This is a genomic window from Mycobacterium shunyiense (genome assembly GCF_058270075.1).
Map to the genome: position 1 here is coordinate 38090 of NZ_JBZDPU010000017.1, position 12735 is coordinate 50824.

12 protein-coding genes and 1 pseudogene are annotated in these 12735 nt (G+C 68.3%); 3 read left to right on the top strand and 10 right to left on the bottom strand.

Annotated features, from left to right (window positions below):
* The first annotated feature begins 10 nt into the window (after window positions 1–10).
* Window positions 11–1870 carry an adenylyl-sulfate kinase gene (gene cysC, locus AC4ELH_RS21215; protein WP_498886431.1) on the top strand — a complete coding sequence of 620 codons (1860 nt, stop codon included), beginning with the start codon at window positions 11–13 and terminating at the stop codon, window positions 1868–1870.
* Here cysC and AC4ELH_RS21220 read toward each other — a convergent pair.
* From AC4ELH_RS21220 to AC4ELH_RS21230, 3 genes and pseudogenes are all read right to left on the bottom strand, one after another.
* Entirely contained in the window at window positions 1867–2121 is a 255-nt protein-coding gene (locus AC4ELH_RS21220; RefSeq protein WP_498886875.1) for an alpha/beta fold hydrolase, read from the bottom strand. The genes cysC and AC4ELH_RS21220 overlap by 4 nt on opposite strands.
* Window positions 2099–2734: pseudogene (locus AC4ELH_RS21225) on the bottom strand (alpha/beta fold hydrolase); the annotation flags it as partial. The gene AC4ELH_RS21220 and the pseudogene AC4ELH_RS21225, both read right to left, overlap by 23 nt.
* 223 nt (window positions 2735–2957) lie before the next feature.
* On the bottom strand, window positions 2958–3722 hold the full coding sequence (locus tag AC4ELH_RS21230) for a trans-aconitate 2-methyltransferase (protein ID WP_498886433.1): 765 nt from the start codon (window positions 3720–3722) through the stop codon (window positions 2958–2960).
* Window positions 3723–3765: 43 nt separating this feature from the next.
* Between AC4ELH_RS21230 and AC4ELH_RS21235 the strand changes: the two genes are divergently transcribed.
* Both AC4ELH_RS21235 and AC4ELH_RS21240 read left to right on the top strand, forming a co-directional pair.
* The gene (locus AC4ELH_RS21235; RefSeq protein ID WP_498886435.1) at window positions 3766–4644 is read left to right on the top strand and encodes an amidohydrolase family protein; all 879 of its coding nucleotides are present in this window, start codon (window positions 3766–3768) and stop codon (window positions 4642–4644) included.
* Between the two features lie 23 nt (window positions 4645–4667).
* Window positions 4668–5867, top strand: coding sequence for an alpha/beta hydrolase family protein (locus AC4ELH_RS21240; RefSeq protein WP_498886437.1), 1200 nt, complete (start codon window positions 4668–4670; stop codon window positions 5865–5867).
* Here the strand turns inward: AC4ELH_RS21240 and eccE are convergent.
* From eccE to AC4ELH_RS21275, 7 genes are all read right to left on the bottom strand, one after another.
* Window positions 5823–6743 carry a type VII secretion protein EccE gene (gene eccE / locus AC4ELH_RS21245; RefSeq protein WP_448449024.1) on the bottom strand — a complete coding sequence of 307 codons (921 nt, stop codon included), beginning with the start codon at window positions 6741–6743 and terminating at the stop codon, window positions 5823–5825. The genes AC4ELH_RS21240 and eccE overlap by 45 nt on opposite strands.
* On the bottom strand, window positions 6740–8116 hold the full coding sequence (gene mycP / locus AC4ELH_RS21250; RefSeq protein WP_448449023.1) for a type VII secretion-associated serine protease mycosin: 1377 nt from the start codon (window positions 8114–8116) through the stop codon (window positions 6740–6742). Before mycP ends, eccE begins: the two co-directional genes overlap by 4 nt.
* Window positions 8117–8123: 7 nt before the next feature.
* On the bottom strand, window positions 8124–9545 hold the full coding sequence (gene eccD / locus AC4ELH_RS21255; RefSeq protein ID WP_448449022.1) for a type VII secretion integral membrane protein EccD: 1422 nt from the start codon (window positions 9543–9545) through the stop codon (window positions 8124–8126).
* Between the two features lie 2 nt (window positions 9546–9547).
* A complete protein-coding gene (locus AC4ELH_RS21260; protein WP_064886592.1) occupies window positions 9548–10471 on the bottom strand; it encodes an ESX secretion-associated protein EspG in 924 nt (307 codons plus the stop codon).
* 9 nt (window positions 10472–10480) lie between these two features.
* Window positions 10481–10768, bottom strand: coding sequence for a WXG100 family type VII secretion target (locus AC4ELH_RS21265; RefSeq protein WP_003880383.1), 288 nt, complete (start codon window positions 10766–10768; stop codon window positions 10481–10483).
* Window positions 10769–10801: 33 nt separating this feature from the next.
* Entirely contained in the window at window positions 10802–11095 is a 294-nt protein-coding gene (gene esxG, locus AC4ELH_RS21270) for a type VII secretion system protein EsxG (RefSeq protein ID WP_064886591.1), read from the bottom strand.
* Window positions 11096–11156: 61 nt separating this feature from the next.
* On the bottom strand, window positions 11157–12734 hold the full coding sequence (locus AC4ELH_RS21275; protein ID WP_498886441.1) for a PPE family protein: 1578 nt from the start codon (window positions 12732–12734) through the stop codon (window positions 11157–11159).
* Window position 12735: the final 1 nt, after the last annotated feature.

The window sequence follows — 12735 nt, forward strand, 5'->3', positions numbered from 1 at the left end:
GAGGATCCTGATGTCCACGCGTCAACTGCTGCGCATCACCACCGCCGGTTCGGTGGACGACGGCAAGAGCACCCTGATCGGCCGCCTGCTGCATGACACCGACAGCCTGCCGCTGGATCATCTTGAGGCCGTGACCGATTCGGAAGGCATTGCCGATCTGGCCGCGCTGTCCGACGGGCTGCGCGCCGAACGCGAACAGGGCATCACCATCGATGTCGCCTACCGTTTCTTCTCCACCGCCACCCGCAGCTACATCCTGGCCGACACCCCCGGGCACGAGCGCTACACCCGCAACATGTTCACCGGCGCCTCCAATGCGCATGTGGCGATCCTGCTGGTCGATGCCCGGGCCGGAGTGCTGCGCCAGACCCGTCGCCACGCCCGCATCGCGAAGCTGTTGGGTATCACGCACTTCGTCGCGGCGGTCAACAAGATCGACCTGGTCGACTTCGACAAGGGCCGGTTCGCCGAGGTCGAGCGGGAGCTGCAGCAGGTCGCCGACCGGCTCGGCGGGCTGGATCTCACGGTCATCCCGATCGCGGCCAAGCTCGGCGACAACGTGGTGCACCGCTCCGAGAACACCCCCTGGTACGACGGGCCGACCCTGCTCGAATACCTCGAAAACGTCGAACTGTCTGCACCGCATGCTGATCCGGCCAGTCTGCGACTCGCCGTCCAATGGGTGTCGCGGCCGACTGCGGAACAGCGCCGTCGCTACACCGGACGTCTGTCCGCGGGCACGCTTCAGGTCGGTGACCCCGTCGTGAGCCTGCCGGCCGGTACCCGCTCGGTCGTGACGGCCCTGGACACGCTCGACGATGACCGGTCGGTGGGCGTTGCGCCGCTGTCGGTTTCGATCGAGCTGGCCGACGACATCGATGTGGGCCGCGGCGACGTCCTCGTCAGTGGCCTCTCGGACCCGGCGCTGCCGGTGCTGGCCCGTGAGGTCGACGCGACGGTGTGCTGGTTCTTCGACGATCCGCTGCGCGCCGGCGACCGGCTGGCGCTCAAGCAGGGCGCCCGCACGGTGCGGGCCACGGTCCAGGAGTTGCACACCAAGCTGGACCCGGAAACCCTGGACGAGGTCGAGACTCCGGTTGAGCTGGCACTCAACGACATCGGCTCGGTCACGCTGCGCACCAGCTCGGTGCTCGTCGCGGACAATTACGCCGACAACCGCGACAACGGCGCGTTTATCCTGATCGACGAGGTGTCCAACGACACCGTCGGCGCCGGGATAATCCTGCAGGCCCGGGAACTCAAGCCGAGCGGGCACAACCGCTCCGACATCAAATGGCATCCTTCGTCACTGGACCGCGACTACCGCTGGAACAGCACGGGACAACGCGGCGCCACGATCTGGTTCACCGGCCTGCCCGCATCCGGCAAGTCCACGCTGGCGGTGGCGGTCGAGCGGGCCCTGGTCGAATCGGGTCAGGTGGCGTATCTGCTCGACGGCGACAATCTGCGCCACGGCCTGTCCGATGATCTCGGCTTCTCCGCCGGCGACCGGACCGAGAACATCCGCCGCGTCGGACATTTGACCCGGCTGCTGGCCGATGCCGGCGTCGTGGCCCTGGCCTCGCTCGTCTCACCGCTGAAGTCGGATCGGGATACCGCGCGGGCCCTCAACGAGGCCGCCAAGCTGCCGTTCATCGAGGTGCATGTGGCGACGCCCGTCGAGGAATGCGCACGCCGGGACCCCAAGGGCCTCTACGCCCGGGCCCGCGCCGGCGAGCTCACCGGGCTCACCGGGGTCGACGCCCCCTACGAGGCCCCCGAGAACCCCGATCTGGTGCTCGACACGACCGGCGCCGTCATCGACGACCTGGTCCAGCAGGTGATCGACCTGCTCGGCACCCGCCGCTAACCGCCGATCGGTGGAGTACCGGCGGGTACGGCTGAGACTCCGCAGATCGCATCGACGATGCGGTCGGTGTGGGTGACGTACAGCCCGTGGGCGGCACCGGGGATCTCGATGAGCTCCGCGCGCGGCAGCAGCGCGGCGGTGCGTCGCCCGGTGAGTTCGATGGGTGTCGATGCGTCGGCGTCGCCGTGGACCAGCAGCACCGGAAGGTCGAGTTCGGCGAGCTCGGCCCGGTAGTCGGTGTGGGCGCCCATGCTCTGGGTGCCGAGCAGGGTCTCGACGGGCACGGCGGCGAATCTGGTCCACCGTCCAGTCGACGATCTCGGGCGCCACGGTGTGGGCCTCGAAGAACGGCGGGGCGTTGTCGATACACCATTGCCGCACATCGCGTTCCAGCTCGACGAGGATTCCGTCGAGCATCTCCTCTGGAACACCGTCCGGGTTGTCCGGTGTCTTGACCACCAGCGGGAGTTGCCCCGCCACCAGCACCGCGCGGTTCACCCGTGCCGTTCCGTGCCTGCTGAGGTAGCGCACAATCTCCCCGCAGCCCAGCGAATGCCCCACCAGCGTCACATCGTCGAGATCCAGGTGTTCGACCACTCGGGCCAGGTCGTCGGCCAGCAGATCCACGGTCCACTCACCGTCATAGGCGCCCGAGCTTCCGTGCCCACGCCGGTCATAGGAGACACACCGAAAGCCCTTGTCCACCAGGCGGTCGATCACCTGATTCCACTGGCCCGAGTTGAGTCCCCACGAGTGGGTGAACACCAGCACCGGCCCGGACCCGGTATCGGTGTAGTGGATGTCGGTGCGGTCGGCGGTCTCTAACGTAGGCATGCGTCGATGGTCGACCGCGCAGGTACCCATGTCGATTACGTCGTAGGTAATGCCGGCTCCCCCGCTGCGCCGGGCTCCGCCGCTCTCCACGCCCGCTCTCCACGCCCGCCACCGCTCTCCACGTCCCCTTTGTCACGCTGGAGTGGCACTCGACTTCGAGTGCCACTCCAGCGTGACAATGGCGCAGGATGGGCGGGCGCAGGATCGGCGGGCGGCGGCTCCACGGGCGGCGGCTCCACGGGCGGCGGCGGATCTACCGCACCCGCGCCACCACGAACACGCGACGGAACGGGAAGAACGTCGTGCCGTCAGCGCGCCGAGGGTAGGCCTCGGCCAGCATCGGAATGATGGTCTGGCGGTATTGCTCCCACATCTGCTCGCTCAGCCGACCCTTGACCTGTGTCAGCGCGGTCCCGGTGATCCAGTCCAGAACCGGTGTCTCGCCGGTCAATTGGTGCACGTAAGTGGTCTCCCAGGCGTCCACCACACACCCCGCATCGGTCAGCAGCCCGGCATACTCGACGGGCGTGTCCACCTGGCCGACATCGCGCCACGGCATGTCGCGCAAGGGCTCGATGAACGGTTCACGACGAGCCAGTTCCCGCACCGCATGATGGGACGGGGCATCGAAATTGCCCGGCACTTGGAAGGCGATCCAGGATCCCGGCGCCAACTGCCCGGCCCAGCGCACCACGAGTTCGCGATGGGTGGGCACCCACTGCAGCGCTGCGTTTGTGATCACCACATCGGTGTCGGGTTGCGGCGTCCACTCCTCGATCGCCCCGACGTGTGCTTCGAGCCCGCGGGCCTGCGCTGCCGCGACCATTTCCGGGGAGCTGTCCCAGGCCTCCAGCGTCGCTCCGGGCCAGCGCTGCGCGAGCGTCTCGGTGAGGTTGCCCGGCCCGCAACCCAGGTCGACCACCCGGCGTGGCGCCTCCGCCGCGACCCGTGTGAGCAGGTCGTAGAACGGCCGGCCCCGATGGTCGGCGAAGGCGAGGTAGGTGTCCGGATTCCACATGCCCCGATCATGCCCGGAACCAAGGTCGATATCGTCGGACGCGATGGATGAATCGGAGAAGGTGCGGAAGATCTGGACGGAGCTGGGACTGCCCGGCATCGTCGACGTACACACGCATTTCATGCCCAAGAACGTCATGGACAAGGTGTGGCAGTACTTCGACAGCCAGGGCCCGATGATCGGCCGGGAATGGCCCATCACCTACCGCGCCGACGAGGCCGAGCGGGTCGCCACGCTGCGAGAATTCGGCGTCCGGAGGTTCTCCTCATTGATCTACGCGCACAAGCCGGAGATGGCCGTCTGGCTCAACCAGTGGGCGGTCGGCTTCGCCGAGGACACCCCGGACTGCCTGCACACCGCCACGTTCTTCCCGGAACCCGAGGCCCCCAAGTACGTCGCGGAGGCCATCACCGCAGGCACTCAGGTGTTCAAGGCGCACATCCAGGTGGGCAACTACGACCCGAACGATCCCCTGCTCGACGAGGTCTGGGGGCTGATCGAGGACGCCGGCGTCCCGGTGGTCATCCACTGCGGTTCCGGACCGGTACCGGGTCAGTTCACCGGCCCGGAACCCATCGCCAAGCTGTTGGGCCGCTATCCGCGGCTGGTGCTGATCGTCGCGCACATGGGGATGCCCGAGTACTCCGCCTTCCTGGATCTCGCCGAGCAGTTCGATCAGGTGAGGCTGGACACCACGATGGCGTTCACACCGTTCGTCGAGGAGACGATGCCGTTTCCCACCTCGGAGACAAACCGGCTGAAAGCGCTGGGTGAGCACATCCTGTTCGGCAGCGACTTCCCGAACATCCCCTACGGCTACGCAGAGGCCATCCACCACCTGATCGACCTGCCGGGCGTCGACGACGCATGGCGCCGCAATGTCCTACACGACAACGCCGCGAAGTTGTTCGGGCTGAGCTGAGCAGTTGACTAGCATCGGGAAGCGTGGAGCCGTCCAGCGCAGATCCGGTCGAACCCCCGATCCCTGTTCCCGACGTTCCCGGCGGTGAAGCCGGTGCGCGCGGCCTGCCACGCCGCTCCGACCTGACGCTCAAGCAGCGGGCCATCGTCGACACCTCCGCGATCGCCGACATCGCGTTGCGCACGGGGGTCGCCTCGATCGTGGCCACGTCGATGGTGCCGACGACGTTGGCGTCGATGTTGCACCCGTCCGCGTCGCGGGCCGAGCACGACCACATGCGGTTCTACGCGGATCTGGCCGCCGCACGGGACCACGCGGTGTCGTTCCCGGCGCCCACCCGGCCACCCCGGGTGTCCACCCGCCGGGCCAATCCGGTGGCCGAGTTGATCGCCCACGGCCGGGTCGAGAACATCCGGTTCCAGAGCGGCTTCACCGCAGTCAACCCGGCGCTGCGGGATATGTGCAGCGGATTCACGCGCAACAACGTTGTGCGGGCCCAACATTGGCGCCATGACGACGGACCGCACCCGACGTTGTGCGTGATCCACGGTTTCATGGGATCGCCGTATCTGGCCAACGGGCTGTTTCTGTCGTTGCCGTGGTTCTACCGCTCCGGGTACGACGTGTTGTTGTACACCTTGCCGTTTCACGGTCAGCGCGCCGAACGGTTCTCACCGTTCAGCGGCTACGGATACTTCGCCCACGGGTACGCCGGCTTCTCTGAGGCCATGGCCCAGGCTGTGCACGACTTCCGTTCGGTGATCGACTATCTGGAATCCACCGGTGTCGACCAGATCGCCCTGACCGGCATCTCACTGGGTGGGTTCACCTCGGCGCTCCTGGCCAGTGTGGACGACCGGATTCAAGCCGTGGTGCCGAATGTTCCTGTGGTGACGCCGGATCGCACGGTCGACGAGTGGTTCCCGGCCAACAAGCTGGTGGCCCTGCAACGCCGGGTGGCCCGAACCGATCCCGCTTTGATCGAAGCGGCGGCCCGGTATGCCTCGCCGCTGAACTACCGTCCGCTGGTGCCCAAGGAGCGACGGATGATCATCGCCGGCCTGGGCGACCGGCTGGCTCCACCGCAGCAGGCCGAGATGCTGTGGGAACACTGGGATCGCTGCGCGTTCCACTGGTTCCCCGGCAACCACCTGCTACATGTGAGCCAGCCGGACTACCTACGCCGGATGACCCGCTTCCTGCGGGATTTCATGTTCGACTGACCGCTGCAGCAGTGCCTGCGGCAGTTCGGCAGGGGCGCCGTCCAGACGGTCCGAGGACAACGGGTTCAACGCTGCCAGTGCCGGACGGTGCCGGCCACCCGCCGGCTTCAGACCGGCCAGCGGAGCCTTGCGTGCGGGCCGGTCCGCCGTGCGGATCGCCGCACCTACCGTCAGCTGCGGCTGGGTGGGAGATCCGGTGAATTCCAGTGCCGTCCACGTTTCCTGGGCTGGCACGGCGCCGATCCCGGCGAGTACAGCGTCCAGCTTGTCGCTGACGCCGACCAGGTAGGCCGCCACGAATCCCGAGTCGTCCTTCACCCCGCGCCAGGTTTCCTTGCCCGGGTCGGGCAGCGGGGAGTCCACCCCGTCGACGAGCGTGACGGTCCAGCCCTGCTCACGCAGGTGGTCGGCGAGCCGGCGCCCCACGATTTCAGTGGTGTCCCGCAACGGGATCTGCGACGAACGGGCGCGCAACGCAGCGAGATTGTCCGCTGCGGCAACCGTCAGGCTGATCCAGCTGCGCCGGTTGCCACCGGCGTCGCGGTGGGTGACCCGGACCTTGTCGCAGCGAATGCCGTAGCGGTCGAGGTAGCTGACCACCACCGGCAACTGGGCCGGGTCCGCGGGATCGACCCGCAGGACAACGGTCTCCGCGCCCGGCTGGTCGACGGGCTGGTCCTTGGCGAGGTTGCGACGCCACACGGCGATGTGCCGGGCGACCCGCGTGGTCAGGAACAACCCGCCCCACCACGCCAGCAACAGCACGACAGCCGCGACGGAAACTCCGAGCACCCACCGTTCGGTGTTGGTCTGCCATGGCCGGGCCAGGACGGCTGCGACGATGAACAGCGACGCCAGCGCGAGTCGGGCGGTCATGTGGTGGGGTCCTTCCGTCGGTATGCGGCGAAGGCAACGGCCAGCGCCGCCAGCGCAAGTGCTCCGGTGCCGGCGAAAGCAACGATTCGGCCGGTGTTGTCACGCGGGGCTGGTTCTTGTGGTGCGGCAATGGGTTTGCCTGCGGGAGCCGCCGGTCCGTCCAGCGGCATGTCCGCGACATCCCAGGTGAGTGCGGCCACCGGATCGACACCGCCGGCGCCGATGACGTTCGACGGCGAGCGGGCGGCACCCTGCGCCGTCGTGGTCAACCGATGGACCACCTGGCGGGCGTTCAGATCGGGAAACTTGCTGCGCACCAAGGCCGCAACGCCGGACACATAGGCCGAGGCGTAACTGGTGCCGCTGAGCGGAATCAGCTTGCCCTGATCGGTGGGCAGCGCGTTGGCCAACCCCCCGCCGGGTCCGTTGCTCACCGAGGAGATGTTCTCGCCCGGCGCCGAGATCCCCACCCAGGGACCGGCCATGGTGAATCCGGACGGCTGCCCGGTGGCGTTGAGCGCACCGACCGACAACACGTAAGGCTGCCACCACGACGGGATCGACACCGAGGAGACGCCGCCCCAGTTGCGGGGGTCACTCGGAGTTCCGGACAGCGGATTGGACGCGCACGCGGTCCCCGTCGTGACCCCGCCCTCGGTGTTGCCCGCGGCCGCGATGATGACCGCGTCCTTCTCCACCGCTGCATAACGCAGTGCCGCACCGAGTTCGGTCTGGTCCACCTGTTTGTCGGCGGGCAGGCACGTCACCACCGAGATGTTGATGACGCGCGCACCCATGTCGGCGGCACGCACGACGGCCCTGGCCAGGCTGGCCACATCGGCAACAGCGCGAGCCTCGGCGGCGTCGGCACTGGGCGTACGCGGCGCGAAGCGCGGTGAGTTCTGCCGGATCGAGATCAACCGGGCTTCCGGTGCCACCCCGGAGAATCCGTCGGACCCGGGTTGGCCTGCGATCAGACCGGCGACCGCGGTGCCATGGCCGTCACAGTCGGTCAGGCCGTCGGTGGATTCGATGAAGTCTCCACCGCCTTCGACGTGGGGCAACCGAGGCCCTGGCTGCACTCCGGTGTCGATGACCGCAACGGTCTGACCCTGCCCCCGGCTCTGCTTCCAGGCACCGGACAGGTTGAGCGCCAGCTGGTTTGGGTTGACCGCACCGGGGTCGGTACCCGGCTTCGCCTCGGTGGCGACGCACGCCGAACGCTGCGCCATCGCCTCCACCGGACCTGCGCTGCCGGCCGGTGGGGCGACCTGCGGGTCGACCTCGGGCGGGCTGACCGCACCCGCCGACGGGGAGCCGACCAACAGCACCAGACCGGCTGTGGCCAGAACACCCAGACTCTTGTGGATCACCGATTCATCACCTGTCGATAACGAGGCTGAACAGCCCGATGAGGAAGGCCATCACCGGAATCAGCGAAGCATCGAGCCCAGTCGCCAGGAAGCCCACCAGGCGCCGCATCGGCAGCGAGTAGGTATCCGGCGACGCCGCCCGCGGATTCAGTGCGGCGAAAACCCACACCACGACGAGCGCGGCAAGCACCGCCAGCGTCAACCAGGCGGCCTGGTACCGGCCGTCGATCGCGAAGGCCACCAACAGGGCAACGGACAGCAGGTAGGGATGGGCCAGCAGCCAGGACTTGCAGGAGGCGGAATCCCAGACGCGAGCCCGCAGCACGGCACCGAGCGCGGCAGCGACGACCACGTACCAGGCCCACGGCGACGCGGTCGACGAAGCGACCAGGGCCACCGAGCCCGCGACACCGAGCAGCACACCCGCGGCGATCACGCCGGTCTGGTGCGACTGGCTCACGCGGACCCGCCGCGGCAGGTCGGCCAACACCGAAAGCGGTTGTGCCGACGGGGAAGGATCACCCGGCGCCGGGATGACCGGCAGCGGGAAGCGGGCCCACATCGCGGACAGTTGGGCGGCCTGGACCGTGACCACCAGGGCGATCAGGATCAGGGCGCACCCGATCACGGTCGAGTTGATCTCCCACAGCGAGGCGGCACCGGCCACCAACAACACGCCGGTTCCGGCCACCGTGGTCGCGGTGAACACGGCGATACCACGGTCATCGGGCGAGCTGGCCATGCTGATCAACGACCATGCCGCCACTCCGGCCGCGGCCAGCAGGATGCTGGGTGCACCGAAACCGCCTGGCACACCGAGTGCGAACGCTGCGCCGACGGGAACCAGCCCGGTGACAGCCAGCGCGGTGGCCAGAGCTCCCGAGCGGCTCCGGGTCGACAGCGAGGCGAGCACGGTGGCGATGGCGATGCCACCGACCACGAACAGCCCGAGCAGTTCGCCGGTCAGCACGCGATGGGCGACGGCCAGGCCGGTGCCCACCAGGATCAGCCCGATCACGGCCAGCGCCGCAGCACGCGCAATGTGCGCGGCGCCCCACGGGCGTCGGCGGGCAGCCGAGAAGATCACAGCGGCGTCGGCGATGTCCTCGACGATGCGCGGGGCAGCCGGGCCGGCGGGGACGGCCTGCAGCGCAAGCAGATCCCCGTCCACCACGCCGACCGTGTCGAGGGTGGCGTCCAAGCTGTACGGCGCACCCCCCACCGGGGCCAGGCTGAGCCGCACCGGGTCCGGGGCGCTCGCCCCGTCGTCGCCGCCGGCGTTGGGGGGCAGCACGATGCGCTGGACCGCGGGCAGAATCTCGCGCAGCGGCAGCTCGGACGGCAGGGCCATCTCGGTCAGCCGGCCACCGTCGTCTCCAGCGGCCAGCACGGCCACCCGGACGATCGGCATCACAGTGTTGTCGGACATTCCTATGCTTTCTGGGTTCTTCTCATGGAGCGTGGATCTCGGTGGGATACAGGGTTGTTAGATACAGCGGCGTTGGATAACTCGTCGTTTTCGGCTTCTCTGTCGAAGTCGCGGATGAGCGGTTGGTCGGGGAACCAGGAACCGCTCGGCAGGGAGGCGGTGAGCCGTTCGACCGCCATGGCGATCGCGTCGGCACTGCCTGCCGTGAAGGTCGAGATCCACTCTCCGTCGAAGGCTTTCGACGGAGAGACCAGAATCCGGCCCCCGGGGGTGTCGATGATGCTGACTCCCACCTGGGTGGTTACCCGGTGGCCGTCACGGTGCTCTCCGGCCACGATCTCGACGTATGTCCGCCGTCCGTCGAACACCGCCTCCACGATCGAGCGGGCCGAGGCCGGGACTCCGAGGAATCCCAGCACCTCGGTCAGCGGGGTGCCGTTGCGGATCTGCTCGTCGGCGCGGGCGCCGGCCGCGGCCGGCAGCGCGAACTCTTCGAACCGCGCCGGCTTGCGGTTCGACAGCCCGGCCGTGAGCACCGGGCCCAGGGCGTGCGGGTGGGCGATGTCCATCTCGGTGAACGTCACCAACTGCGCGTTGCGCAACACGACAACAGTCCGACCGTCCCGCCTCGCCACGATGCCACGCAGCAGATCCCCGGGCCCGGAGACAAACCGCAGGTCCAACCACTGGGTCGCCCGGCAGGCCAGCCGAACCCATTGCGCCACCCGCGGATTGACTCCGCCGCCGGCGTCGAGCACGCCCATCCTGGTCAGTTCAGCGGCCTGTTCGGCGACAAAGCCGGCCCGCTGTACCGGTTCGCTGTAGGGCGGCGTAATGGCCAGCACCCACGGATACGCCCCGGCACCGAGTACCTCGGCGAGGTACCAGGCCTGATCGGTGGTCAGCTCGACGGCGTTAGCTCCCACTGGTCACAATCAGCCCCACTTGGCGCCTTCGGCAGCATCGCGTGCGCTCATCGACATGGTGTTCATCTCGTGAGTGGACGCCATGGCACGGTAGGCCCGGGTCAGCTCTTCCATCGCCTGGTTCCACTGGGCCTGCCAGGCCTGGTAGGTCATACCGGTGTCACCCTGCCAGGCGCTGCTCAGTGCGGCCTGCTCGCTGGCGATGTCGGCACCTACGGCGTGCAGGGCAGCCGAGTAGGTGTTCATCTCTCCGGCGTGAGCCAGCATTGCCGGGTAGTTGTACATGATCTGAGACATGAAAACTCCTGTATCGCTGTGGATCTAGCTCGGTCAGATGGAGGTGTAGGTGCTGGCCGCGGCCGCATCCTGCGCCACGTAGGTGCCCGCGGCGTCGCCGAGGTTGAGCTGCGCGTAGTCGAGCAGGGCGTTGACCTTGGCCGACACCTCGACGAACCGGGCGTGGGCGGCTTGGAAGGCAGCCGAGGCCTCACCCATGTGGAAGGCCTGCGACGACATGGCAGCCTGCTCGGCCTGCGCGATGGTGCTGCGCATCAGGGCGGCCTTGGCACTGAACGCCGCCTCGGAGGCGATCAGCTGGGGGATGTGAGCGTCCAACATGCTCATGGATTTTCCTTTCGGGTCGTAGACATTTGGCGGTGCATCGAACGTGATGAAGATGATCTGGTCAGCTGCGGGTACCCCCTTGCGAATCGCCGGGTTCCCAGGAACCGGGCAGCATCGGCGAGACGGGACTTTCGTCGTCGTAGCCCTCGCCGGCGAGCGTGGTCAGCCCGGCCGCGGTGGTGTCGGATTTGGTTTCGGTGCCGGTGAATCCCATGGCGCCGGCACCGCTTTCGGACGCCCGCACCCGCGGTTCCGGCGTCGGCGCCGGGTCCGGTTCTGGTTGCTCGTAGTCCATGTAGGCGTCCGCGTAGGCGTGGTCTTCCAATGCCGCACCCCGCTTGCGACGCCGCTTGCGCCGTGCCGCCAGCGACGCGGCCACACCGGATGCCGCGGCGGGAATGCCGGAAGCCGGTGCCGAGGCACTGGACTTGCCGCCCACGGTCGGGCTGAAACCCTCGTCGGGGTCACTGCCGAGCACCGCATACGGCGCGAAGGCCGCCGCCGCGACGGGCGCCGGTGCAGGAACACCTGCGGGGGCAGGCGCAGCGGCGGGCGCAGCGCCTGCGCCGACTCCACCGCCGAAGCCCGCCGGCGACAGGCCGGCCATGGGCAGTCCCTGATCGACGCGCGCCGGTCCCGCCGGAACATCGGCGTCGGCGGGAGCGTCGGCCGGTACATCATCGGTGGGAAGCAGGTCGAGGAAACCCAGTGCAGCAAGGCCGATGCCGAGCAGCGGTACCAGGAACGGCGAGAGCGCCACACCGATCCAAGTTCCCCAACCCACCGGCTGGAAGATCATCTGGTAGATGACGCCGAACAGGAAGGGCCCCCAAGTGGTCAGGAAGCCCGCCGGATTGGTCATCAAGTCGGTGAGCATGCTCTGCAGCGTCCCCAGCGGATCGTTGAGGAACCTCAGCAGCTCCTTGCCGCCGATCATCGAGTCGTTACCGAGATAGTCGATCAGCCATTGCGGCAGATTCGGGTACTCACTGTCGGCCGTCGCGTCGGCGTTCGTCAGCGCCGTACCGGAATCCGTGGCCGTGCCCTGCGCCATCATCTGCTGTGCGTTGGCCGACGCGGTGCCGGCCTCCCCGGCGCCCGGCTTGAGCAGCATCGGCGACGGCGTGCTGGTCGGTGCCGCCATCACGGCGGCCCCCGAGACAGCCTGGTAGGTGGCCATGGTGGTGGCCGCCTGGATCCACATCCGGACGTAGTCGGCCTCGTTGACCGCGATCGGAATCATGTTGATGCCGAAGAAGTTCGTGGCCAACAGCACGCCGTGCACCACATGGTTGAGCGCCAGCTCGGGCATGGTCGGCATGGCCGCCACGGCCGTGGTGTACGCCGCGGCCGCAGTCTCGTGCTGGACAGCCACCGCAGCGCTGTTCGCGCTCTGCTGCGCCAGCCAGGTCAGGTAGGGCCCATGCGCGGCAATGTACTGCTCCGAGCTCGGCCCTTCCCAGGACCCGGCCTGCACCGAGCCCAGCACGCTGGTGAGTTCGGCTGCCGCCGAGGCATATTCGGTACTCAGCGACTGCCAGGCCCCCGCGGCGGCCAGCAACGACCCGGCGCCTGGACCGCTGGAGAGCAGCGTCGAGTGCACCTCGGGTGGCAGGGCCATCCAAATGGGGGCAGTCATC

Coding starts and splice junctions, on each gene's coding strand:
- cysC (WP_498886431.1), top strand. CDS start 11: ATGTCCACGCGTCAACTGCTGCGCATCACCACCGCCGGTTCGGTGGAC.
- AC4ELH_RS21220 (WP_498886875.1), bottom strand. CDS start 2,121: ATGGGCGCCCACACCGACTACCGGGCCGAGCTCGCCGAACTCGACCTT.
- AC4ELH_RS21230 (WP_498886433.1), bottom strand. CDS start 3,722: ATGTGGAATCCGGACACCTACCTCGCCTTCGCCGACCATCGGGGCCGG.
- AC4ELH_RS21235 (WP_498886435.1), top strand. CDS start 3,766: ATGGATGAATCGGAGAAGGTGCGGAAGATCTGGACGGAGCTGGGACTG.
- eccE (WP_448449024.1), bottom strand. CDS start 6,743: ATGACCGCCCGACTCGCGCTGGCGTCGCTGTTCATCGTCGCAGCCGTC.
- eccD (WP_448449022.1), bottom strand. CDS start 9,545: ATGTCCGACAACACTGTGATGCCGATCGTCCGGGTGGCCGTGCTGGCC.
- AC4ELH_RS21265 (WP_003880383.1), bottom strand. CDS start 10,768: ATGTCTCAGATCATGTACAACTACCCGGCAATGCTGGCTCACGCCGGA.
- esxG (WP_064886591.1), bottom strand. CDS start 11,095: ATGAGCATGTTGGACGCTCACATCCCCCAGCTGATCGCCTCCGAGGCG.
- AC4ELH_RS21275 (WP_498886441.1), bottom strand. CDS start 12,734: ATGACTGCCCCCATTTGGATGGCCCTGCCACCCGAGGTGCACTCGACG.